General features: G+C 51.0%; 21 protein-coding genes. 9 read left to right on the forward strand and 12 right to left on the reverse strand.

From position 1 onward, the window contains the following. Positions 1-69: 69 nt before the first annotated feature. A complete protein-coding gene (bshA, locus tag C7T94_RS05545; protein WP_107214288.1) occupies positions 70-1,221 on the forward strand; it encodes an N-acetyl-alpha-D-glucosaminyl L-malate synthase BshA in 1,152 nt (383 codons plus the stop codon). Between the two features lie 23 nt (positions 1,222-1,244). Here bshA and C7T94_RS05550 read toward each other — a convergent pair whose 3' ends face one another. Together C7T94_RS05550 and C7T94_RS19765 are read right to left on the reverse strand one after the other, a co-directional pair. Next, on the reverse strand, positions 1,245-2,360 hold the full coding sequence (locus tag C7T94_RS05550) for a lactonase family protein (protein WP_107214289.1): 1,116 nt from the start codon (positions 2,358-2,360) through the stop codon (positions 1,245-1,247). Positions 2,361-2,436: 76 nt separating this feature from the next. Further along, positions 2,437-3,885, reverse strand: coding sequence for a pseudouridine synthase (locus C7T94_RS19765; RefSeq protein ID WP_107214290.1), 1,449 nt, complete (start codon positions 3,883-3,885; stop codon positions 2,437-2,439). 269 nt (positions 3,886-4,154) lie between these two features. Between C7T94_RS19765 and C7T94_RS05560 the strand changes: the two genes are divergently transcribed. Together C7T94_RS05560 and uvrA are read left to right on the forward strand one after the other, a co-directional pair. After that, positions 4,155-4,874, forward strand: a complete 720-nt coding sequence (locus C7T94_RS05560; protein WP_239494934.1) for a lytic transglycosylase domain-containing protein — start codon at positions 4,155-4,157, stop codon at positions 4,872-4,874. Positions 4,875-5,071: 197 nt separating this feature from the next. Further along, positions 5,072-7,915 (forward strand): excinuclease ABC subunit UvrA, encoded by a 2,844-nt coding sequence (gene uvrA, locus C7T94_RS05565; RefSeq protein WP_107214291.1) that lies wholly within the window; start codon positions 5,072-5,074, stop codon positions 7,913-7,915. A gap of 50 nt (positions 7,916-7,965) precedes the next feature. Here the strand turns inward: uvrA and C7T94_RS05570 are convergent, their stop codons facing one another. Continuing rightward, positions 7,966-9,879, reverse strand: a complete 1,914-nt coding sequence (locus tag C7T94_RS05570; protein ID WP_107214292.1) for a beta-N-acetylhexosaminidase — start codon at positions 9,877-9,879, stop codon at positions 7,966-7,968. A gap of 108 nt (positions 9,880-9,987) precedes the next feature. On the opposite strand from C7T94_RS05570, the gene C7T94_RS05575 reads away from it, so the two are divergent. Next, positions 9,988-11,478, forward strand: a complete 1,491-nt coding sequence (locus C7T94_RS05575) for an NAD(P)H-hydrate dehydratase (RefSeq protein ID WP_107214697.1) — start codon at positions 9,988-9,990, stop codon at positions 11,476-11,478. Here C7T94_RS05575 and C7T94_RS05580 read toward each other — a convergent pair. The 3 genes from C7T94_RS05580 to lipA are packed head-to-tail and all read right to left on the reverse strand — an operon-like array spanning position 11,470 to position 13,827. Next, positions 11,470-12,312, reverse strand: coding sequence for an anti-sigma factor (locus tag C7T94_RS05580; RefSeq protein WP_162618558.1), 843 nt, complete (start codon positions 12,310-12,312; stop codon positions 11,470-11,472). The genes C7T94_RS05575 and C7T94_RS05580 overlap by 9 nt on opposite strands. A gap of 23 nt (positions 12,313-12,335) precedes the next feature. Continuing rightward, complete coding sequence (locus C7T94_RS05585; protein WP_107214294.1) at positions 12,336-12,887, reverse strand: RNA polymerase sigma factor; 552 nt, start codon at positions 12,885-12,887, stop codon at positions 12,336-12,338. Positions 12,888-12,936: 49 nt separating this feature from the next. Continuing rightward, entirely contained in the window at positions 12,937-13,827 is an 891-nt protein-coding gene (gene lipA / locus C7T94_RS05590; protein WP_107214295.1) for a lipoyl synthase, read from the reverse strand. Between the two features lie 179 nt (positions 13,828-14,006). Between lipA and C7T94_RS05595 the strand changes: the two genes are divergently transcribed. Next, positions 14,007-14,411 (forward strand): OsmC family protein, encoded by a 405-nt coding sequence (locus tag C7T94_RS05595; RefSeq protein WP_107214296.1) that lies wholly within the window; start codon positions 14,007-14,009, stop codon positions 14,409-14,411. An 81-nt stretch (positions 14,412-14,492) separates the two neighbouring features. After that, entirely contained in the window at positions 14,493-15,998 is a 1,506-nt protein-coding gene (locus C7T94_RS05600) for a malate:quinone oxidoreductase (protein WP_107214297.1), read from the forward strand. A 314-nt stretch (positions 15,999-16,312) separates the two neighbouring features. Here the strand turns inward: C7T94_RS05600 and ytxJ are convergent, their stop codons facing one another. The 3 genes from ytxJ to C7T94_RS05615 all read right to left on the reverse strand — a co-directional run bounded on the left by ytxJ (position 16,313) and on the right by C7T94_RS05615 (position 17,942). Beyond that, positions 16,313-16,642, reverse strand: coding sequence for a bacillithiol system redox-active protein YtxJ (gene ytxJ, locus C7T94_RS05605; RefSeq protein WP_107214298.1), 330 nt, complete (start codon positions 16,640-16,642; stop codon positions 16,313-16,315). A gap of 12 nt (positions 16,643-16,654) precedes the next feature. After that, the gene (gene ribH, locus C7T94_RS05610) at positions 16,655-17,146 is read right to left on the reverse strand and encodes a 6,7-dimethyl-8-ribityllumazine synthase (RefSeq protein ID WP_107214299.1); all 492 of its coding nucleotides are present in this window, start codon (positions 17,144-17,146) and stop codon (positions 16,655-16,657) included. 130 nt (positions 17,147-17,276) lie between these two features. Further along, complete coding sequence (locus C7T94_RS05615) at positions 17,277-17,942, reverse strand: tetratricopeptide repeat protein (RefSeq protein ID WP_107214300.1); 666 nt, start codon at positions 17,940-17,942, stop codon at positions 17,277-17,279. A 125-nt stretch (positions 17,943-18,067) separates the two neighbouring features. Here C7T94_RS05615 and recF point away from each other — a divergent pair, with 125 nt between their 5' ends. Together recF and C7T94_RS05625 are read left to right on the forward strand one after the other, a co-directional pair. After that, positions 18,068-19,177 (forward strand): DNA replication/repair protein RecF, encoded by a 1,110-nt coding sequence (gene recF, locus C7T94_RS05620; protein WP_107214301.1) that lies wholly within the window; start codon positions 18,068-18,070, stop codon positions 19,175-19,177. Beyond that, a complete protein-coding gene (locus C7T94_RS05625; RefSeq protein ID WP_107214302.1) occupies positions 19,170-19,460 on the forward strand; it encodes a DciA family protein in 291 nt (96 codons plus the stop codon). Before recF ends, C7T94_RS05625 begins: the two co-directional genes overlap by 8 nt. Before the next feature lies 1 nt (position 19,461). Here the strand turns inward: C7T94_RS05625 and C7T94_RS05630 are convergent, their stop codons facing one another. The 3 genes from C7T94_RS05630 to C7T94_RS05640 all read right to left on the reverse strand — a co-directional run bounded on the left by C7T94_RS05630 (position 19,462) and on the right by C7T94_RS05640 (position 21,013). Continuing rightward, the gene (locus C7T94_RS05630) at positions 19,462-19,644 is read right to left on the reverse strand and encodes a hypothetical protein (RefSeq protein ID WP_107214303.1); all 183 of its coding nucleotides are present in this window, start codon (positions 19,642-19,644) and stop codon (positions 19,462-19,464) included. 111 nt (positions 19,645-19,755) lie between these two features. Further along, positions 19,756-20,520 (reverse strand): FKBP-type peptidyl-prolyl cis-trans isomerase, encoded by a 765-nt coding sequence (locus C7T94_RS05635; RefSeq protein WP_107214304.1) that lies wholly within the window; start codon positions 20,518-20,520, stop codon positions 19,756-19,758. A 73-nt stretch (positions 20,521-20,593) separates the two neighbouring features. After that, positions 20,594-21,013, reverse strand: a complete 420-nt coding sequence (locus C7T94_RS05640) for a nucleoside-diphosphate kinase (RefSeq protein ID WP_107214305.1) — start codon at positions 21,011-21,013, stop codon at positions 20,594-20,596. A 121-nt stretch (positions 21,014-21,134) separates the two neighbouring features. Between C7T94_RS05640 and C7T94_RS05645 the strand changes: the two genes are divergently transcribed. Further along, complete coding sequence (locus C7T94_RS05645; RefSeq protein WP_107214306.1) at positions 21,135-22,142, forward strand: DHH family phosphoesterase; 1,008 nt, start codon at positions 21,135-21,137, stop codon at positions 22,140-22,142. Positions 22,143-22,146: the final 4 nt, after the last annotated feature.

Below are 22,146 nucleotides of genomic sequence, written 5' to 3' on the forward strand. Positions count from 1 at the left end.
TACATCAGTTAACAAGGCAATGACAGGTTCGTAAGGACGCGTCAGCGCATTTTTCATTAGATCCTGTTCATGAAGATAGGTATTGTTTGTTATCCCACCTTTGGTGGAAGCGGTGTTGTAGCGACAGAATTGGGTAAAGCGCTCGCGGAAGAAGGACACCAGGTTCATTTCATTACCTACAGCCAGCCAGCCAGGCTGGATTTTTTCTCCCAGAATCTGTTTTATCATGAGGTATCGGTACGCGACTATCCGCTGTTCGATTATGCCCCCTACGAGTCGGCCCTGGCCAGTAAACTTGTGGATGTGGTGCGTTTCGAGAGCCTCGACCTGCTGCATGTACATTACGCCATTCCGCATGCCTCGGCCGCCTTCATGGCCAAACAGATCCTGGCCAGTTATGGCATCAGGATCCCGGTTGTCACCACACTGCACGGTACAGATATCACGCTCGTAGGCAAGGACCCGACCTATAAACCGGTGGTTACTTTTTCCATTAACCAGTCTGACGGTGTTACAACCGTTTCGGCCGACCTGAAAGAGGATACTTATAACCATTTCGAGATCAAGAAAGACATTCGTGTGATCCCGAACTTCATCGATTTCAGAAGGTTTAGCCTGCAGGCCAAGGACCACTTCAAAAAAGCCATAGCGCCAAACAATGAGCGCATCCTGATCCACACGTCCAATTTCAGGAAAGTGAAGCGCACAGATGATGTGATCAGGGTCTTTGAAAAAGTATTGCAGCAGATCCCTTCAAAACTGCTAATGGTGGGCGATGGGCCGGAACGGGCTTACAACGAGCAGCTGTGCCGCAGCATGGAGATCTGTGACCATGTTCGTTTTTTAGGTAAGCAGGATGCTGTCGAGGAAATTCTGTCTGTGTCAGACCTCTTTCTTATTCCCTCTGAATCTGAAAGTTTCGGACTGGCTGCGCTTGAAGCGATGGCTTGTAAAGTTCCCGTTATTTCTTCCAACGCGGGCGGCCTGCCCGAACTGAATGTTCAGGGTTTCTCAGGCTTTTTGAACGACGTTGGGGACGTAGATGGCATGGCAGAGAACGCCATTACCATTTTGAAAGACGACGAAACGCTTGCCGGGTTTAAGAACAATGCGCTTGCCAGGGCCAGGGACTTTGACCTCAAGCTGATCCTGCCAAAATACATCGAATATTACACGGAAATTCTGGAGAAAGCACAGGCAGACCTTCGGGTAAATGCCTGATCTGAATACTTTAAACTCCGTGCTTAACGTACCGGGGTAAAAACCAGGCAAACCGGTGCGCCGACCTTAATCTCAGATTTCATATCTGTTAAAAGGCCTGTAGTTTTATCGCGTCTGAAGATGACCACGTTGTCCGTGTACTGGTGTGCAACCAATACATAGTTTCCTGTGGGGTCAATCACGAAGTTACGCGGCCCTTTGCCTTTGGTCGATATGCGCTGAACAAATGTCAGGCGGCCATCGTTACCGATGGAAAAGACGCTGATGCTGTTGGCATCCCCACGGTTTGTTTCATAGAGGAATTTGCCATCAGGCGATACATGAATGTCGGCCGCATCTACATTGCCTCTGAAACCGGCATCGATCGTGGTGATCTGTTGCAGCAGATCCAGTTCCCCGTTCCGGTAGCGGTATGCCGAAACGCTGCCGTTAAACTCGTGTACCAGGTAGGCGAAGCGCCCGTTCGGGCTGAAGGTCAGGTGCCGCGGGCCGGTGCCTGCAGTCGTTTTAACAACTGATTTCACTGACAAGGGCCGTTCGGCCGTTTTGTCGTAGCGATACACGTAAATGTGGTCCTCACCGAGGTCGGTTGCGAGCAGAAATTTTTTGTCAGGTGTAAACCGCACCATGTGTACGTGCGCACTTTCCTGTCTTTTTTTTGCGTCGATACCCTTGCCGGTATGCTGAAGTTGTTGTTTGAGATCTGTCAGTTTTCCGCTTTCGCTGCGGCCGAAAACGGAAAGGCTTCCGCCGCCGTAGTTTGCCGTGATCACATGGTGCCGGTTGGCGGTAACGAAACAGGGTGCCTCGGCATTGGTCAGCGCTTTGTTCAGGAAAAGAAGTGTCCCATTCTTTTTGTCAAATTTAAACGCGCTGACCGCACTTTTTTCTTCACTACCTTCGGTTACAGCATAAACAAAGCGTTGATCTGGCGATACGCACAGGTAACTGGGATCTGAGAGTTTTGTTACACCCTGCCGCATGTAAGAGAACGAGTCTCTTGCTGCTGTGAAACGATAGGAATAAATGCCTTCGCTCTTGCCCCCATGGGTGTAAGTGCCGATAAGCAGGTTAAACTGTTGCGCCGGGGCTTCTGTTGCTGTCATGACTATGAGTAACAAATAGAAAAACTTTTTCATTCCGATTGTTTAAATTTTTTTTAAGTCCTGGCAAGCGTGGCCTGAAAGCCCCGGAGCAATCTGTTTCTGCTGCAGTTTATTTGATCAGGTGTTTGATCTGGATCAGTTCATGTTCTTCCAGGTAACGCCAGCGGCCGCGCGGAAGATCTTTTTTTGTCAGGTTGGCAAACACCACGCGGTCCAGCTTGACCACCTCATAGCCGAGGTGTTCGAATATACGGCGTACAATGCGGTTTTTACCGCTGTGAATTTGAATGCCGATCTCTTTTTTAGAGCCGCCTGTAACATAAGAAACGCTGTCCGGTTTGATCACGCCGTCTTCAAGTTCAATGCCGAAGGCAATCTTGTTCATGTCGCCCTGCGTCAGGTTCTTGTTCAGTTCTACCTGGTAAATTTTGGTCACACCATTTTTAGGATGCGAAAGTTTATCGGCAAGGTCGCCGTCATTTGTCATCAGCAGCAGCCCGGTGGTATTCCGGTCAAGTCTGCCTACGGGATAAATGCGTTCTTTGCTCGCCTTTTCAACCAGCGCCATGACGGTTCTGCGTTCCTGCGGATCGTCTGTCGTGGTGATATAATCTTTGGGTTTATTCAGGAGTACATAAACTTTTTTCTCGCGCTTCAAGAGTTCGCCGTTGTAACGGATCTCATCTTTAGCAGGGTCAACTTTATGGCCGAGTTCGCTGATCACTTCGCCGTTTACCATTACGGTACCTGCTTCAATGAGTTCGTCGGCCTTGCGGCGTGAGCAAATGCCCGAATTGGCAATGTAGCGGTTCAGGCGGATCAGGCCCTTGTCTTCGGCTGTCTTGCGGACGGGGGCAGCATCACCTGCTTCTCGCCTGACAGTTGGTTTCCTTCCTGTGGTTTCCCGTTTTCTGAATGGGCGCGAATCTGAAAATCCGCGATCTGTATCGGCGCTTTTTTCGCGGCTGAAACGCTCGGGGCGCTCAGAACGCGGTGCCCGGTCTGCTCTTTCTGTACGTGGTGCGCGTTCCGTTCTTTCACCTCTTGGTGCTCGTTCCGTTCTTTCACCTCTCGGCGCGCGTTCCGGTCTTTCACCTCTTGAAGCACGTTCCGGTCTTTCACCTCGTGAAGCACGTTCCGGTCTCTCACCTCTTGGAGCACGTTCCGGTCTTTCGCCTCTTGGTGCACGTTCGGATCTTTCTCCCCATGGGGCGCGCTCATTTCGTTCAGGGCGGTCATTGCTGCGGGCAGCGCTGCGTCCGCGTTCGGGGTTCTCGCGTGTGCTGCGGGCCCTCGATGAGTAATCTCTTTCTCCTTCGCTGCTTTCAGATTTGCGTCTTACAGGCGCTTTGCGGGCGCCAGAAGCGCTGTCCTCTCGGCTGCCTGCCGGCTTCTTCCTGGCTCCGCTCAGGCTGCCCGGCCTTTCGGGCCTCGCGCCCCGGGTTCCGCCGGTTTTCCGGTCTGTGCTGCCTGTGCTTCTTCCCCGCTTGTTTTCGGATCCTTGGCGATCCGATCCGGACTTGTCATCCCGACTGTTCCTCTTGTTCTGACTACTCATGTGTTCTATGTAAACGCATAAAAATATGCAACAGCAAATTTACGAAAAAAGCGCGGATGCCGAAGGCAAAAACACGCCAATTCTCTGTTTTGAAAAACGGCCTTCACGGCTGTTTAAACGCCGATTTTGGAATGATTTTTTGTAACTATTTGATAATTAGATATATATATCGTACATTTGTTGCCGCTTTTAAATTGTTCACCAAAAAAAGGAGGAAAATGATAAAGAAACACCTGTTAACATGCTCAATAATTATTGTTTTATTGATCATGGCAAAAGTGTTCGCTTACCAATTGCCCCAAGCAAAAAACAAGTCCTTAAAAGAAGTAAAAAATGAACCCAAACCACGGTTAAGGGTTGAGAAGGCGGCGCCGGAGACGCCATATATTTCCCGGTTCAGCTTCGCAAACGAAGATCTCCCTGCCGGCGACCGGCGGGTAGAAAAAAAACTCAGGAAAACGCTTACTGCGCATTCCTACGGCAAACTGCAAACCAATCTGTTGCACATTAAGGCGGCCAGGTGGTTTCCCGTTATCGAACCCATTTTGGCTGCATACCGCATTCCCAACGATTTTAAATACATCGTGCTGGTCGAATCTGGTCTTAAAGTCGGCATTTCACCAAAGGGTGCTGCCGGCATCTGGCAATTCATGCCGCAGACCGCCCGCAGCTATGGCCTTAAGGTAAACCGCCATGTCGATGAGCGGCATAACCTGCGCAAATCTACCGTTGCAGCCTGCAAGTACATCAGGGAACTCTACAGCATTTTCGATAACTGGACACTCGTGGCGGCAGCTTACAATGTAGGCGATGTCAAACTGATGCGCCAGATACACCGGCAAAATCAGGACAACTATTACAAAATGAGGCTGAACCGGGAAACCGGGGCGTATGTCTATAAACTGATCTCCATGAAACAGATCCTGGAAGATCCGGTCCGGTATGGCTATAACAAGAATAAATCGCTTCTGGCCATGAATAACGACTAAAAAAATAAAAGCGAGCACAACGAAAAGGATGTCCGGCAAGGATGTCCTTTTTTTATGCAAAGCCCCGGGCGGCGCCAAACAACAGGCGGCTTCGTTTGTTCAACATCAGAATAATTCCGGCTTTTCTTTTGATAAAATTTTTAGCATTTTTGTGCTTTGAAAATGCCGGTTACCGGCGTTGATCTTCAACTTAATATATGAGCAAAAATACCGTCGATCTGGGCGAGCAAAAGGATGTAGAAGTGTATGGTGCCCGGGTCCATAATTTAAAAAATATCGACGTCAGTTTCCCGCGCAACCAGCTCGTCGTGGTAACGGGGTTGAGCGGCAGTGGAAAGTCTTCGCTTGCGTTCGACACCATTTACGCCGAAGGCCAGCGCCGGTACATGGAAACCTTCAGTGCATATTCCCGGCAATTTATGGGCGGCATGGAAAGGCCCGACGTGGATAAGGTATCGGGGCTGAGCCCGGTTATCGCCATCGAGCAGAAAACGACCAGCAAAAACCCGCGTTCTACGGTAGGCACGATCACCGAGATCTATGATTTCATGCGCCTGCTGTTTGCGCGGGTGGCAGATGCCTTTTCGTACAACACCGGTGAGAAGATGGAACGCATGTCTGAAGACCAGATCGTGGAAGCCATTTTCAAAAAATTCGACGGCATGCCCGTCAATATCCTTGCGCCGGTCGTAAAGGGCCGCAAGGGGCACTACCGCGAACTGTTTGAGCAGATCCGTAAGCAAGGTTACGTCAAGGTCAGGGTAGACGGGGAGATCAAAGACATCGGTCCGAAAATGCAGGTAGACAGGTACAAGATCCACGATATCGAAGTGGTCGTAGACCGCCTGCTCGTAGACCGGAAAGACCGGAAGCGTTTGCTCGACTCCCTGCAAACGGCCATGAAAATGGGCAAGGGCATTATCAAGATCAGCGACAAGGATAACAACGTAGCCCATTTCAGCCGCTTTCTGATGTGCCCGACAACGGGTATATCGTATGACGAACCGCAACCGAACAGCTTCTCGTTTAACTCGCCGTACGGCGCCTGTGAGCGCTGCAGCGGCCTGGGATATATTACTGTGGTTGACCGCGAATCAGTTATCCCCAATCCGAAACTCAGCATCGTGAACGGCGGTCTTGCCCCGCTTGGCGAGTACCGGGACACCTGGATGTTCCAGGTATTGAAGGCTTTGGGCAAGAAATACAATTTTTCATTGTCTACACCGATCGAGAAACTGGCTGAAGAAGCAGTCGATATTATTCTGAATGGCAGCCCGGACCTGATCACCGTGCCGGTCGAATATAACAAGTGGAATGTTCAGAACTACAGCATTACCTTTGATGGCATTATCAAAACGCTCGAAGAACAGCAGGAGCGGCGTACCGAAGGGGTAACTGATGATATGGATGCTTTCCGGAAGCTGAAAACCTGTCCTGAATGCAGCGGCGCGCGACTGAAACAGGAAAGCCTGCATTTCAAAGTAGCCGGAAAAAATATTTTCGAACTGGCATCTATCGATATCGGTGAATTGAAAGGCTGGTTCTCGGGAGTAGAAGCACAGCTTTCTGAGCGCCAGAATACCATTGCCCGCGAGATCCTGAAAGAGATACGCGCCAGGATCGGTTTCCTGACCGATGTTGGCCTGACCTACCTGACCCTGGACCGTACGTCCAGGACGCTTTCGGGCGGCGAAGCGCAGCGCATTCGCCTCGCTACGCAAATCGGCTCCCAGCTCATGAATGTGATGTATATTCTTGATGAGCCGAGTATCGGACTGCACCAGCGCGACAATGAACGCCTCATCAAGGCCCTAAAGGACCTGCGCGACCTGGGCAATACAGTCCTCGTCGTCGAACACGATAAAGATATGATCCTGGAAGCCGATTACGTCATCGACGTGGGGCCGGCTGCAGGTTTACATGGCGGAACCATCGTTGCACAGGGCAAACCCGCAGACATCCTGAAATCGGACACGCTCACGGCAGCTTACCTGAACGGCCGGAAGGAAATTCCCGTGCCGGCAAAACGCCGCAAAGGGAACGGACATAAGCTTTCCATCACCAAGGCAACCGGACATAACCTTAAGGAAGTGTCTGTCGACTTTCCGCTCGGCAAGTTTATTGCCGTAACCGGTGTTTCCGGCAGCGGGAAGTCCAGCTTGATCACCGAAACGCTTTACCCCATCCTGAACCACCATTTTTTCAGGGCCAAAAAAACGCCGCTGCCGTATGAAAAAGTTACCGGGCTAAAGGAAATAGATAAGGTGATCGAGATCGACCAGACGCCGATCGGCCGCACGCCGCGTTCAAATCCTTCTACCTATACCGGCGTGTTTTCAGACATCCGCAACCTGTTTGTGCAATTGCCTGAAGCAAAGATCAGAGGCTACAAACCGGGGCGCTTTTCTTTCAATGTGAAGGGTGGGCGCTGCGAAACCTGTCAGGGCGCTGGCATGAAAGTGATCGAAATGAATTTCCTGCCAGATGTGCAGGTTCCCTGCGAGGAATGCTCAGGCAAGCGGTACAACCGCGAAACGCTCGAGGTGCGCTATCGCGGCAAATCGATCAGCGATGTGCTGGATATGAGCATTGAAGCTGCAGTAGAGTTTTTCGAACATATTCCTGCCATATACCGCAAGATCAAAACGCTCAAAGATGTTGGCCTCGGATACATCACCCTGGGGCAGTCGTCTGTGACCCTGTCTGGCGGCGAAGCGCAGCGGGTGAAACTCGCAACCGAATTGTCGAAAAAAGATACGGGCAAAACATTTTACATCCTTGACGAGCCTACAACCGGCCTGCATTTCGAAGATATCCGCGTACTGCTGGGTGTACTCGACGAGCTGGTAGACCGTGGCAATACCGTGCTGGTCATTGAACACAACCTGGATGTGGTTAAAGTGGCCGACTGGGTCATCGACCTCGGCGAAGAGGGCGGCTCAGGCGGCGGAAGGATCATTTTTGAGGGCACGCCCGAAGGGTTGATCCAGAATCCGATCAGCCTGACGGGCAAGTTCCTGCGCAAGGAAATGGAAGGTTAAAATCCTGATAAGACAAAAAACAGGCGGTTTCATCGAAGCCGCCCGTTTTTTTATTTGCCTGACCGCTTGTTCAGGTCACTTACGGCGATCGTTATCAGCCTGCCCACCTGCTTCTTACCCCTATAGGTCACAACCCGGAGCAGCGAAGCATCTTTCGGTACGGCTACCGGTTCTGTGTATTTTGGGTAGAAATGGTCTGGTGTCGAGTTATCGAAGCTGTAATAAATATCGAGCCCTTGAATTTCTGGTGTTAATTCGACTGACAACTGTTTATCAGCCGTACGGCGAACGCGAACTGCCGGGTCATAAATGGCCGGCGAATACTTGGTTTCTGCAAGGTCAAGACGCCTGAAGTGGTCTTCTGTACGTGTTACGAAATTATTCCAGTCTTTTTTATCGGGCTGAGACCAGGCCGACTCGGCAATGGCGAAGCCGCGCGGCCAGGTCATGTACTCGGCCTGACGGATGTTATAAATCTGCTCGGTCCAAAGGTTTGCCTGTGCACCCAGTACGTTTTTTGGATCCAGGCCCGGAGGAACCGGCTCAAACTGGTAACTTTTGTTCAGCCGCAGGCTGGCATACACGCGCGGCTCGGTGGCCTCATCTGCCTGCATGTAGTCGAGGTACGCAAACTCAGTCGGGCTGATCACTACCTTGTGGCCGGCCTTCGCCGCTTCGATCCCGTATTTCATGCCGCGCCAGCTCATCACAGCGGCTGTAGGCGAGGCACCACCCTCCAGGATCTCGTCCCAGGCCATGAATTTCTTCCCTTTGGCCACGACAATCTGTTCTACACGTTTTTCGAAGTAAGCCTGTACCTGTGGAATCGTTTTCAGGCCTTCCCGTTTCATGAGTTGTTTGACCTGCTCATTTTTCTCCCAAAAATTGTGGGGGGCCTCATCTCCGCCCATATGGATGTATTCGAACGGAAAAAGTTTGGCTACCTGGGTAATGACCGTGTCCAGGAAGGTGTAGACCTTCTCATTAGCCGGGCAAAGTGTATTGTCTACCAATGCAATTGGCGGCGCGCCGCGCGACCAGTCCATGATCTGCTCACCTGAACGTACCCTGTATTTTTCAGCGCCCGGGGTGCATGACAGTTCAGGGTAGGAGGCGATCACGGCGAGGCTGTGGCCCGGCACATCGATCTCAGGAATGATGTTTACGAACCGGTCTTTTGCATACTTTACCAGCTCACGGATGTCATCCTGGGTGTAAAATCCACCATATGTACGGGGCTCATCGGGGCCCGGAGGCGAAAACGTACCGAATGAGCCGACTTTCTTAACGTTCCAGGCGCCGATCTCGGTCAGTTTGGGCAGTCCTTTGATTTCAAGCCGCCAGCCTTCATCGTCGGTGAGGTGAAAGTGAAGCATGTTGAACTTATACCTGACCATGGCGTCAATGTATTGTTTGACCTCATCTTTGGTAAAGAAGTGTCTGGCTACGTCAAACATCAGGCCGCGCCAACCCAGGCGCGGATAGTCGGTAATTTCGAGGCACGGTACCTGCCATTTTACGCCGGCTTGTTTTTCTTTACTCTCTATATCGGCAGGAAATAACTGCAGCAGCGTTTGCACCCCGTAAAACAGGCCGGCAGGTTCGTTTGCCTTCACAACGATCTGCTGTGGGGTTACGCTCAACTGGTAGCCTTCGGTGCCGAGCGTCTGCTCCTTTTTGGCAAGGATAGCCAGCCGGATCGCCGGCGTTTTTTCGCTGTGTGTTACATGGCTCACAAAACTGCCGGTAGCAGTACCGATCTTTTGTTTCAGCAGGTCTAACGCCACCTTTAATTCAGGAATGGCGGCCGACTGGATGGTTACATGCTGAGGCAGAACAAAATGGCCGCCATTGTTAACAACAGATACAGGTTCCGGAATCAGGTTAACATGCGCGGACCGTTGCCGAGCGGCTGCTGAGAGCGAGAAAATACAGGCCAGTAAGATACAGGTCAGTTGTTTCATGGAGTTTATGTGTTACATTAAGCTGGCAATTTATCAATTAATCTCCTGATTTAAACGGTTTAAAACATTTTCATTCGCTGCAGACTTTTGCTAATGATATTTTTGATTATGCAAACGATCCTGACGGCACAGCAAATGCGCCTGGCCGATGAACATACCATCAGCCAACGGTCCATCTCATCACTGACCCTGATGGAAGAAGCCTCCCGGGCTTTTGTCAATGCCTTTCTGGCCTGCGAAGCTGACAAAAAGGTAAGCATCCATGTTTTTGCCGGCCAGGGCAATAATGGTGGCGACGGACTGGCCATTGCACGGCTGCTCCAGGCCGAAGGATACCCCGGACTGCAGGTAAGCATTGCTGCCTTTACCGGACGTCAGAGTGCCGATTTTTCCGTAAACCTGGCCAGGCTAAAGGAAGCCGGTATCGAGCCTGTGTGGATTACCGTGCCCGGCAGGGTACCGGACAGTTCGGCAGTCGTTATCGACGCGTTGTTTGGTTCCGGGCTGAACAGGCCGCTCGATGAAAATTATAACCGGCTCGCCGCGCAGATCAATCACATGGGTGCCAGGGTGTACGCAGTCGATGTACCAAGTGGCCTGGCTTCGGAGCGCCCTTTTCCCGGCGAATACAATGGGGTCCGGGCACTGCGGACATTTACTTTCCAGCGGCCTAAACGAAGTTTTTTCTTGCCGGAATCTGCGGCCGCCCAACAGGCTTTTGAGGTACTGGATATTGGCTTGGATGAGCGGTTCATCGAATCGCAGCACTCAGATATGGTGCTGCTGGAGCCGGAAGATATGCGTTCGCTGCTACGGCCCAGGAAACCATTCAGCCACAAGGGCACATATGGGCATGCGTTGCTGGTTGCGGGAAGTCCGGCCACTATGGGAGCGGCCTTGCTTGCGGCGAAAGGTTGCTTAAACGCGGGGGCCGGCCTGACTACCCTTGCCATTCCTGCCAGCGGGCTGACGGCATTGAATACTGCCCTGCCCGAAGTGATGGCCCTGCCAGAGGCAGAAATGGCAAACGCCGCAGGGCTTGCCCGGTTCAGCGTTCTGGCCGCCGGCCCCGGGCTGGGTACCGATGAAAGTGCAGCAGCGAAGGTCAACCTGTTGCTGACCACCGGGCGGCCCCTGCTGCTCGATGCAGATGCTCTCAATATCCTGGCTGACCGACAATGGCTTGATCGCTTGCCTTGCGGTTCCGTGCTTACACCGCACATGAAAGAATTTGACCGCTTGTTTGGGCCTGCAACAGACTGGAATGAACGGCTGGAAAACGCGCTCGGCCAGGCTACAGCCAGGAAGATCACGATCGTACTAAAAAATCAGTATACCTTTGTTGTGCCGCCGGGGGGCAGGGCATTTGTCAATCCGACCGGAGACCCCGCTATGGCGCAGGGTGGTATGGGCGATGTGCTGACGGGAATTTTGGCGGCCCTGCTTGCGCAAGGATACGCGGCCGATGACGCTTGCAAGATCGGGTGTTACATACACGGGGCAGCCGGCATGCGCCTGGCAAGCCAGCAGTTTGTGGTCAGCGCCTCGGCGGTTGCAGCCGAAATACCGGCGGTTTTAAAACATTGTTTGTTAAATTGATACGGCTCCCATTACAACCATGCGCTCCAGCGTTGGGTTTTTGCTTCCTCCGGCTGGTTCGAGTGTAACGGCAAATGCCTGCGCAGTTGCGATCTCTTTCATGCGGATCATCATGCTGCTGGTATCTTTGCCTGCATCGAAGACGCCCAGGTCTACAGGTTTGCCGTTAACCAGTGCCCAAAGCTGGTATTGGTGGTTTTTGTCGTGCTCAGGCAGCTTGAGGTTTACGTTGTTGACCATAACCTGTTTGCTTTCTTTGTGCCAGTAAACCATCATCCGTGCTTCAGGAGCCTGTGCGGTACCGGCGAGTCTGACAGCCGACCAGCCTGCATCTGCATTCATGTTCAGCATGGTTCTCAGCTCTTCATTGCTTTTTAGCATGTAGGTTGCATTGCGGGTATACTGCTGGTTTTGCAGGCTCAGGCCTGTTATGCGTTCGCGGGCAGCACTTAATTCACTGTAGGTGTAAAACAGCGCACCGGCACTGACAACAAGCAGTGTAACGGCAGCGGCCAGCCAGAACTGCAGCCTGCGTAACCGGGCAGACTGGTTCCCTGTTTCAGGATCAGTGACCGTTTGGTGCTGGGGCGGAACTGCCGCAGCCACGGGCGATGCGGGTAATGAAATTGCGGGGCCTATTTCAGCAAAGATGCGCTGCCCGACCGCGGTGTCTGGTTCAATGGCGTTGCTTTGTGCATACTGCTCCAGCGCAAGCTCAATTGCAGCGATCTCATCAGCGATCTCCGGGTGTTTCACGGCGAGAGCCTGCACTTCTGCGGCTTCTTCATGCGAAAGCTCACCCAGCACGTACAGCTCGAGAATTCCTGATTCCAAATATGATCTGATATCTTCCACCGCTAATTAAAGTTCTTTCTCAATTCCATGATGGCCAAGCGTATCCGGGTCTTGACCGTACCCAATGGCAAATCTAAGGTTTCTGCAACCTCGACGTGTGTATATCCCTTAAAATAGACGAGTTCCAATACCCTTTGTAAATCCGGCTTCAAACTTCCCATTAAATCTCTCATCCCTAACGTATCGGGGTTAAAACTCACATTGTTTCCCCTGTCGATATCATTTACGTTATTTTCAATGTCCTGGTTTTTTGCCGCGTTCTTAAAATCTTTGGAACGAAGTTTATCAATACTCAGGTTCCTGGCAATGTTCATCATCCAGGTAAAAAGACGGCCTTTTGAAGAATCGTAGCTGTCTGCCGAATTCCAGATCTTCAGAAAAGTTTCCTGCAGCAGGTCTTCGGCGATCTCGGTCTGGATAACGATGCGTGAAATAACACCATACAGCGCTGCCGAATACATTTGATAAAGGCGCTTCAGAATGACCGGATCTCTGCGTTGCAGAGCAAGGACAAGTTCAGGCTCAGAAATAGGTGTTTTTTTCAGTGATGTCACTCCAGTTGGCTAAGATAAAGAATTAAACAGCAAAATGAAGTCTTTGTTTTTAGTCAATGAGTGCGAGATCAAAGAGGTGTTTCTCTGCGTGGTACGAGGAGCGCACAAGCGGTCCGCTTTCCACGTACTTCAGTCCCCTGGCCAGGCCTTCTTCCTTGTATTTGGCAAACTGGTCCGGGTGGATCCAGTCTACCACCGGGTGGTGGCTTTTTGTCGGCTGCAGGTACTGACCCAGCGTCAGGATGTGTACGCCGTTCGCTACCAGGTCGTCCATGGCTTCGTAAATATCGTCTTCGGTTTCGCCAAGGCCGAGCATGATACCGGTCTTTGTGCGCAACCGGTGTTCTGAAATCCTTTTCAGGCATTCCAGGCTGCGGTCATATTTGGCCTGTATACGTACCTGCCGGGTAAGGCGGCGTACCGTTTCCATATTGTGCGATACCACCTCTGGCCGCTCTTCCAATACACGGTACAGGTTATCCCATTGTCCTTTGAAATCAGGGATCAGCGTTTCCAGTGTCGTTTCGGGACTTTCCCGTCTGATGGCCTGCAGGGTTTCGGCCCAGATGATGGATCCGCCATCTTTCAGGTCGTCACGGTCTACAGAAGTAATGACGCAGTGTTTCACCCCCATGAGCCTCACTGAGTCTGCTACGCGGTTCGGCTCGCCGGCGTCGACAGCCAGCGGGCGCCCGGTTGCCACTGCGCAAAAAGAACAGGAGCGCGTACAGATATTACCGAGGATCATGAATGTAGCCGTTCCGGCTCCCCAGCACTCGCCCATATTCGGGCAATTGCCGCTCTCGCAGATCGTATGCAGCTTGTGTGTGTCGACCAGGTTACGTACCTGGGCGTACTCTTTGCCAACCGGTAGCTTAACACGAAGCCAGTCCGGTTTTCTCTTTACCTCTACTGCGGGAACTACAGGCAATTCAATCATATTACAAAGGTAAAGAATAGAAAACAAATCAGCGAAAAACAGACTGTCGGCGGCATGTAAGAAGATGTGCCTTGCTTACACCGTTCCCTGAGCCCTGCCATTTTCACAAGAACTTCAAATTTAGGCCCTAAGCCGCCGAATTTGCCCGAGAAAGCGTAATCTTGTAAAAAAAACCAACGATGGCAACCTCGAAAATAACTTATAACGGTGGTTTGCGGACCACTTCTGTACACCTGAAATCTGGTAGTGAAATCCTGACCGATGCCCCGGTCGATAACAAAGGAAAAGGGGAGGCTTTTTCGCCCACCGATCTGTTGGCAACATCACTGGGAAATTGTATGCTTACTATTGCCGGGATTGCGGCGGCTGAACATGGTTTCAGTATCGACGGTACAACGGCCGAAGTAACGAAGGTTATGGGCGAACAGCCACGCCGCGTTGTTGAGATCATCGTCGATTTTCAGTTTCCTGACCAGCAGTACAGCGACAAACAGAAAGCCATCATTGAACATTCGGCAAGAACCTGCCCGGTCGCACACAGTTTACACCCTGATATTGTAAAAACCATCAGGTTCAATTATTAATCCGATATTTTTTCTATTTCCTGGCAAAAGGCAGGAATTTTGTTGAGAATCGTTCTAAATTTGCGCATCGCGAGAAAATGAATGAAAAATAGATCGAAAACCGAGTTTAAGGCAGATGCAGATGTTATTTTAATTGGCGCAGGGATCATGAGTGCTACCTTGGGCGTCATGCTGAAAGAACTCAACCCGGCACTTAAAATAGAAATTTACGAGCGTTTGGATATAGCCGCTGCAGAGAGCTCTGACGCCTGGAACAATGCGGGCACAGGACATTCGGCTTTTTGCGAACTGAATTATACTCCCGAACTTCCTGATGGCAGTGTCGAAACAAGTAAGGCCTTCAAAATTGCCGAGTCTTTCGAGGTGTCTAAACAGTTCTGGGCCTACCTGCTTGATAAAGGTATTGTTTCAGATCCCGGAAGTTTTATCCGGAACATACCCCACATGAGTTTTGTATGGGGAGAAAAGAATGTCTCATACCTCAGAAAGCGTTTTGAAGCGCTGCAAAAAGGTGTGCTGTTCAGCGACATGAAGTACACCGAGTCTTTCGACGAGATCAAGTCGTGGATACCCCTGGTGATGCAGGGCCGCGACCGGACAGAAAAGGTGGCTGCCACGCGAATGGATATCGGTACCGATGTCAATTTCGGCGCCCTGACCCGGGCCATGTTCAATACCCTGAAAGATACGTCGCCGCTTTATTTTAACCATGATGTCAGAAGCCTGAAACGAAACCGTGAAGGGGGCTGGAAAGTCGTGGTACGCGACCTGGCTACACGCGAGAAACGAAGCCGCACGGCACGTTTTGTTTTTATAGGCGCCGGCGGAGGCTCACTGCCCCTGCTGGAAAAGTCTGATATTCCTGAAGGAAAAGGTTTTGGCGGTTTCCCGGTTAGCGGACAATGGCTGAAATGTACCAACGAAGAGGTGATTGGACGTCACCACGCCAAAGTATACGGTAAGGCGGCAGTCGGGGCACCCCCCATGTCTGTGCCCCACCTCGATACACGCATGATCGACGGCAAACAAGCCTTGCTGTTTGGTCCTTATGCGGGCTTTTCGACCAAATTCCTGAAACATGGCTCGTACTTCGATTTGCCGTTATCCATTAAACTGAACAACATCAGGCCAATGCTGTCGGCCGGTATCCATAACCTTCCGCTCACCAAATACCTTATTGACCAGGTCAGACAATCGAATGAAGACCGTCTGGCAGCGCTGCGTGAGTACATGCCCGAGGCGCAAATGAAGGACTGGGAACTTGAAACTGCGGGACAGCGCGTCCAGGTTATTAAAAAAGACGAGGAGCAGGGCGGAATCCTGGAGTTCGGGACCGAAGTAGTCAGCGCAGCCGATGGCTCGATCGCCGCGTTACTCGGTGCCTCGCCGGGAGCCTCTACCGCCGTCTCGATCATGATCGACCTGCTGCACCGTTGTTTCAAGGACGAGGTTGAGAGTGCCGCCTGGCAGCAGAAATTGCGCGAGATGATCCCAACCTATGGCAAGTCACTTTCGGCCAACGAAGACCTTTGCCGGGAAGTCCGGGAGCGCACGGCACGGTCTCTGCATATTGAAGCAACAGCCTAAGGCCTGAGCCCCCGTGATATGCCGGGATAGCTGCGCCCGACCGGTTAAAGGCCCAGGGACTCGGCACCTGAGCATCTGTATGTGATCTTTATGATCAGCGCGGCAGGTCGCAGTTAAATACTGCGAAGGTTATGATTTGCCCCGGCCGGTTGCTTAAGGTTAATCAATGGGCAAAACCATCAATAACTCATACAAGCCCCGACCCCTCCGCATGGCCGGGCTGAGGGTCTTTTTGCCGGAAGTTTGACAGTGCAGCCGGCGGCGAGTAATTACAGCCTGTAGTTTTCCGTTTCGGGGATAGTGCGAACGCGCAGCTACCGGATCTCGCCGGCAACTTCCTCTGCCGAAATATCGCCGTGCGACGATTCCAACACGCAATCGCCATTCCTGATCAGCAGTACCTGCGGGCTCTGGTGCGCCACACTGAAGTCTTCGGCAATCTGGTTTGAAATTTCCCGGTACTGGATCAGATCAAGGAAATACAGCGGAACGTCTGATGGCAGTAGATCGCCATCCATTTCAAAACGCCTCTTTGCCATGGCGCTGATGGGACAGCGCGTACTGTGTTTGAAGATGACGCTGTATCCGTCCCTGTTCTTGATTTCCTCAAGTTGCTCTTTCGTAGAAAATGCTATCCAATCCATCTTGTAGTTGTTTTACAGACTTGCAGCCAACTCAGCCATTTTCAGGGCGGTGATTGCTGCTTCGTCTCCTTTGTTTCCATGTTTGCCGCCTGACCGGTCAAGGGCCTGCTCCTGGTTGTCTGTGGTCAGCACACCGAAAATAACCGGCTTGCTGTGTTTGATGCCTACATTTGTCAGTCCCTGGGCAACCGCGTCACAGATGAAATCGAAATGACGCGTTTCTCCCTGGATCACACAGCCCAGGCAAATAACACCGTCCAGCTCAGGTTGTTTTGAGAGCAGCAACTCAGCACCAACAGTTAGTTCAAAACTTCCCGGTACAGTTACAGACAAGATGTGATCATCAGACACGCCATGCGCCTTTAATGTGTTAAGGGCACCTTCATAAAGGCTTCCGGTAATGGCTGCATTCCATTCGGCCACGACGATGCCGAATTTAAAGCCGGTACCTGTAGGTACCGTCGTGTGCGAAAAATCTGAAAGGTTTTTTAGTTGTGTTGCCATATTCTGCAGGTACGTTTAATGTGTCATGCCCGGTAGACCGGAGCGTTTACCGCAGTGGTGCCGCCGCAAGGTCCGGGCCAAAAAAAAAGACCCCGCCCGTGGCGAAGTCTTTGAAAAGCTTTTGTCTTAATTACTTGGTTTTTGCCTCAGCGCGGGCAATGTATGCATCGATCATCTGCGCTTCCTGGCTTTCAGGATATTGCGTTTTAATTTTTGTATAGGCCTCTGCTGCAGCTTTATAGTCTTTCTGAGCTTCCTGAACCAGGCCCAGTTTTTTCAGAAACATGGGCGACGTGAACTTTGCATTTTTATCTGCTGCTTTCTGGTAATAACTTGCCGCCTGTTTGTAGTCTTTCAGTTCACTATAGGCATCGCCAAGCAGGCCAAGTGCAAGCGGGTCTGCTACCGGGCTGCCGGTTGAACTGTATTTGTTCAACGCATCTACCGCTTTTTTGTACTCGCCTTTGCGCAGGTAAATACCACCCAGGTACAGGTTGGCTAGGTTCGCTGACTTGGTGTTGTTGTATTCTTCGGCAATCTTCTCAAGGCCGGGGTAACCGCCTTCGCCTTTAATCGCTTTATCTGCAAGTGAATCGATACCGAGGTATTGCTCGGCTCTGAACATCTGGGCAGCAGCTTCCTGTGCACGGTCTTTCAGGTAAACATTCTGGTACCAGATGTAGATGCCCGCCAATACGACGATCGCACCTGCAATGAACAGAATGCTCTTGCTGTTTTCTTCAAAGAAAGAACCCTTTCTCACCTTTACTGTTGTCTCTTTTTCTGTCGCAGACATAGTTGTTTAAAAAAATTAAGTGTGCAAAAATACAATATTCGGCCAAAGTATCAACCCCCTGCTGAAAGTATTTGATTAATCTTTAGCGTATTAAAGACGGCAAAAGGTTAACTTTGAAGCCTGACATGCACCTCAAAAATCTAAGTCTGCTGCATTTTAAAAATTACGCAGACGCTTCTATTGTCTTTTCTGAAAGTGTGAACGCGTTTGTGGGCAGCAACGGGGCGGGCAAGACAAATCTGCTCGATGCCATTCATTATCTCTGCTTGTGTAAAAGTTATTTTAATCCGGTCGATGTTCAGCAGATCAGGCGGGGCGAGGAACTGTTCCTGATACAGGGTGATTTTGAACGCAATGGCGCAAACGAAAAAATCAGCTGCGGGCTTAAACGCGGCCATAAAAAACAATTTAAACGCAACAAAAAGGAGTACGTCAAGCTGGCCGATCACATCGGCCTGTTCCCGGTGGTGATGATCACACCAAACGACAGTGCGCTGATCCTCGAAGGCAGCGAAGAACGCAGGCGGTTTATGGATAATGTGATCTCGCAGACCGATGCTGCTTACCTGGATGAACTGATTGCCTACAACCGCCACCTGCTGAACCGCAATGCCCTGTTGAAGCAGATTGCTGAAACGCGCCGCTATGATCCGGCCCTGCTCGAAATTTACGACGAACAACTTGTAGCCTCCGGCAACCGGCTGTTCGATAAACGCCGGGCCTTCATGGACCACTTTATCCCTTACTTCGATAAGTATTATGCCTTCCTGACCGGCGGAGGCGAAGCGGTACAGCTGGGTTATTACTCACAGTTGAACGAGGCCTCATTTGCGCAGCTGCTCATCAATACCGCAGACAAGGACAGAGCCCTGGAACGCACCACCACCGGCATTCACAAAGACGACCTGCTGTTTCACATTCATGGCGATATGCAGTTGAAAAAGTTCGGTTCGCAGGGCCAGCAAAAATCATTTCTCATTGCGCTGAAACTGGCGCAGTATGCCTACCTGCAGCAGCACAAGGGGTTCAAGCCGCTGCTGCTGCTCGATGATATCTTCGACAAGCTGGACGATCAGCGGATCCACAAACTGATGGAAATGGTTTCGCACCACGACTTTGGCCAGATCTTCATCACCGACACCGGGAAAGAAAGGGTGAGATTCATTTTCAATAGTATAGGTGTAGACGTACATTTGTTCGACGTAGAAAACGGAACAGTTCACAGCCATGCGTAAGCCCAATGACATCAGCCTGAAAGACGCGATCGGCAAAATGCTCGATACGTATCGCCTGCGCCAGAAATTCGACGAAACCTCAATCGTATCGCTTTGGCCGGAGATCGTTGGCATTGCTGTCGGCAACCGCACCAAACAGATCTATATACACAACCGGCGCCTCTTTGTCCGGATTGAGTCTTCAGTAATTAAAAACGAGCTGGTGCTTGTGCGCCAGGGCATTCTGCAGAAGATCAACGAACGGGTAGGAAACAGCGTTGTGGATGAAATCGTCTTTCTGTAGGTTAACGGCGACCGCCGAATACCCTGCTGATGAGCCAGATAATGAGCGCCACGACCACCACCACCAGGATAACGCCTGTCCACACACCGGCCTTGAAAATTCCTTGTACAAGATCACAGCTGCTCAGTGTTGTCAGCAGCAGCAACAGGACGGAAAAGGGGACGAATTTTTTTAGTGAAGCCATGTTGTTCAGAGTTTATTTGAAAAAATAACAACATGCCCCTGAAATTGTTTTGCGCCGTTCTGAAGCAACAAGCCCCTTCAGAATGGCTGAAAGGGCTTGCTTTGATTTTTTCTATTGTCCTTTTTGGTCGGCTGCCTGATCTGCAGCCTTGCCAATTTTGATCAGTTCGATCTCGAAGACCAGGGTGCTGTAAGGCGGAATATCAGCCCCCGCGCCGCGCTCGCCATATGCGAGGTCGTAGGGGATCCAGAATTTATATTTGGCACCGGGCGACATCAGCTGCACGCCTTCTGTCCAGCCGCGGATAACACCGTTCAGCGGCAGTGCCAGCGGCTCATTCCGGTCGTATGAACTGTCGAATTGTTTTCCGTTCAGTAAAGTTCCTTTATAATGTACCGTAACGGTGTCTTCTGCAGCAGGATGCGCACCGGTTCCTTCTTTCAGCACCTGGTATTGCAGGCCAGATGCGGTCGATTTCACGCCTGCCGCCGATTTATTCCTGGCCAGGAAGATTTTTCCTTCAGTGATGTTGGCTGAGAATTTTTGTTCACCTGCTTTTTTGATCTGTTTTTCGATGGCCTGCTGGGCGGCATACTGATCAAGAACGAGCTTACCGTCTGTAAAGGCATCTTTGATTCCCCTGAGCAGGATGTCATAGTTCAGCGTGCTTAAGCCGGTCGATTGCAGGCTTTTGCCTATAGATGAACCGAATGCGTAACTGGCACTGTCAAGCGGCGTTTTCAGGACCGCTGCCGGTACTCCGGCTTTTACTGCTGCGGGTTTTGCCGGTGCAGGTTTTTTGGCAGGCGCCTTCCTGACCTGCGCCGAAGCGGCCAGGGCGCCGATGGCCAGCATGGCCGTCAGTATTTTCTTCATGTTGTCTGGATGGTTAGGGAATTAAAACAAAGCCACTGCAGGCGGCAGTGGCTTATCTGTGTGGTTATCTTGTTTAGAAGCGTTCAAAGGCCGAAAAGAAAAAGCTGCCTTCGATGGCCGCATTTTCGTCTGAATCAGAACCGTGAACAGCGTTCGCATCGATCGATTTGGCATATTTGCGGCGAATGGTGCCTTCGTCTGCTTTTGAAGGATCGGTAGCGCCGATCAGTTTGCGAAAATCTTCAACCGCGTTCTCTTTTTCAAGGATCGCAGCCACGATCGGTCCTGACGACATAAAATTGACCAGGTCGTTGTAAAAAGGGCGTTCCCGGTGAACGGCGTAAAATGCGCCGGCCGTTTCTGCCGTAAGCCTGGTGTATTTAAGGGCAATGATTTTAAATCCGGCTGAAGTAATATCATTGATGATCGCGCCGATGTGGCCGTTTGCAACCGCATCGGGTTTAATCATCGTAAAAGTTCTGTTCGTGCTCATCTTGTCTGGGTATATTTAAAATTTTTTACAAAAGTAAGCTTTATAGTATTAATATTATAGCAGGTTTGAAATACGCTGCCAATTATCATTTATAATTAGTTAGCTTTGCAAGCTGAATAAAATGACCAAGGCCGAATTACAATCTTTACTTGCACAACCCCAGCACATTGTGATCACAACGCATCACAAACCTGATGGAGATGCGATGGGCTCATCGCTGGGACTTTATGCCTGCCTGGTACAGAAGGGCCATCATGTACAGGTCATTACACCGACCGACTATCCCCAGTTTCTGCACTGGATGCCCAACAATGCTGAAGTCCTGGTTTTCACCGAAGACCGCTCAAGGGCTGAAAAGCTGGTGGCAGCCGCTTCGCTGATCTTTTGCCTGGATTTCAATAACCTGTCGCGCATCAATGAACTGGGCGAATTGGTCCGAAATGCAGAGGGCAAAAAGATCATGATAGACCACCATCTTGATCCTGAAGACTTTGATGACTACCGCCATTGGAACATCAATGCCTGTGCAACGGCGCAGCTTATCTATGATTTCGTTATCAACGAGCTGCAGGAACCGGCGCTGGTTACCAAAGACGTTGCCACCTGCCTGTACACAGGCATCATGACAGACTCCGGTTCTTTCCGGTTCCCCTCGGCTACGGCAGACGTTTACCGGATCGCGGCGAACCTGATCGATCTTGGAGCCCAGCACTGGCGCATTCACCAACTGGTATACGACAATGCGTCAGAAAACAGGCTGCGGTTTCTGGGCCACTGCCTGTCTGAAAAATTGGTCGTGCTGCACGAATACAACGCAGCGTACATCTCCGTTACCCGGGAGGAACTTCAGCAATATGCCATTGAAACCGGCGATACGGAAGGCGTGGTGAATTATGCCCTTTCGGTGAACGGGATCAGACTCGCTGCGCTGATTATTGACCGGCCCGACAGGGTTAAGTTATCGCTCCGTTCTACCGGCGATTTCCCTGCCAACGAGATCTGCAAGAAGTATTTCAATGGCGGCGGCCACCGGAATGCCGCCGGCGGTGTCTCTGAAGAGCCGCTCGAAGCTGTTATTGAAAAATTCAAAAACATATTAAAAGAATATAAAACACAGTTATTACAATAAACGC

The sequence above is a fragment of the Pedobacter yulinensis genome (genome assembly GCF_003029735.1).
GTDB lineage: Bacteria > Bacteroidota > Bacteroidia > Sphingobacteriales > Sphingobacteriaceae > Pedobacter > Pedobacter yulinensis.

What these genes read in the sequence shown, in the direction of transcription:
- uvrA (WP_107214291.1), top strand. Translation starts at nt 5,072, where the DNA reads ATGAGCAAAAATACCGTCGATCTGGGCGAGCAAAAGGATGTAGAAGTG.
- bshA (WP_107214288.1), top strand. Translation starts at nt 70, where the DNA reads ATGAAGATAGGTATTGTTTGTTATCCCACCTTTGGTGGAAGCGGTGTT.
- C7T94_RS05550 (WP_107214289.1), bottom strand. Translation starts at nt 2,360, where the DNA reads ATGAAAAAGTTTTTCTATTTGTTACTCATAGTCATGACAGCAACAGAA.
- C7T94_RS05570 (WP_107214292.1), bottom strand. Translation starts at nt 9,879, where the DNA reads ATGAAACAACTGACCTGTATCTTACTGGCCTGTATTTTCTCGCTCTCA.
- C7T94_RS19765 (WP_107214290.1), bottom strand. Translation starts at nt 3,885, where the DNA reads ATGAGTAGTCAGAACAAGAGGAACAGTCGGGATGACAAGTCCGGATCG.
- C7T94_RS05595 (WP_107214296.1), top strand. Translation starts at nt 14,007, where the DNA reads ATGGCAACCTCGAAAATAACTTATAACGGTGGTTTGCGGACCACTTCT.
- C7T94_RS05625 (WP_107214302.1), top strand. Translation starts at nt 19,170, where the DNA reads ATGCGTAAGCCCAATGACATCAGCCTGAAAGACGCGATCGGCAAAATG.
- C7T94_RS05630 (WP_107214303.1), bottom strand. Translation starts at nt 19,644, where the DNA reads ATGGCTTCACTAAAAAAATTCGTCCCCTTTTCCGTCCTGTTGCTGCTG.
- C7T94_RS05645 (WP_107214306.1), top strand. Translation starts at nt 21,135, where the DNA reads ATGACCAAGGCCGAATTACAATCTTTACTTGCACAACCCCAGCACATT.
- C7T94_RS05640 (WP_107214305.1), bottom strand. Translation starts at nt 21,013, where the DNA reads ATGAGCACGAACAGAACTTTTACGATGATTAAACCCGATGCGGTTGCA.
- ribH (WP_107214299.1), bottom strand. Translation starts at nt 17,146, where the DNA reads ATGGCAACACAACTAAAAAACCTTTCAGATTTTTCGCACACGACGGTA.
- recF (WP_107214301.1), top strand. Translation starts at nt 18,068, where the DNA reads ATGCACCTCAAAAATCTAAGTCTGCTGCATTTTAAAAATTACGCAGAC.
- ytxJ (WP_107214298.1), bottom strand. Translation starts at nt 16,642, where the DNA reads ATGGATTGGATAGCATTTTCTACGAAAGAGCAACTTGAGGAAATCAAG.
- C7T94_RS05575 (WP_107214697.1), top strand. Translation starts at nt 9,988, where the DNA reads ATGCAAACGATCCTGACGGCACAGCAAATGCGCCTGGCCGATGAACAT.
- C7T94_RS05560 (WP_239494934.1), top strand. Translation starts at nt 4,155, where the DNA reads ATGGCAAAAGTGTTCGCTTACCAATTGCCCCAAGCAAAAAACAAGTCC.
- C7T94_RS05600 (WP_107214297.1), top strand. Translation starts at nt 14,493, where the DNA reads ATGAAAAATAGATCGAAAACCGAGTTTAAGGCAGATGCAGATGTTATT.
- lipA (WP_107214295.1), bottom strand. Translation starts at nt 13,827, where the DNA reads ATGATTGAATTGCCTGTAGTTCCCGCAGTAGAGGTAAAGAGAAAACCG.
- C7T94_RS05615 (WP_107214300.1), bottom strand. Translation starts at nt 17,942, where the DNA reads ATGTCTGCGACAGAAAAAGAGACAACAGTAAAGGTGAGAAAGGGTTCT.
- C7T94_RS05635 (WP_107214304.1), bottom strand. Translation starts at nt 20,520, where the DNA reads ATGAAGAAAATACTGACGGCCATGCTGGCCATCGGCGCCCTGGCCGCT.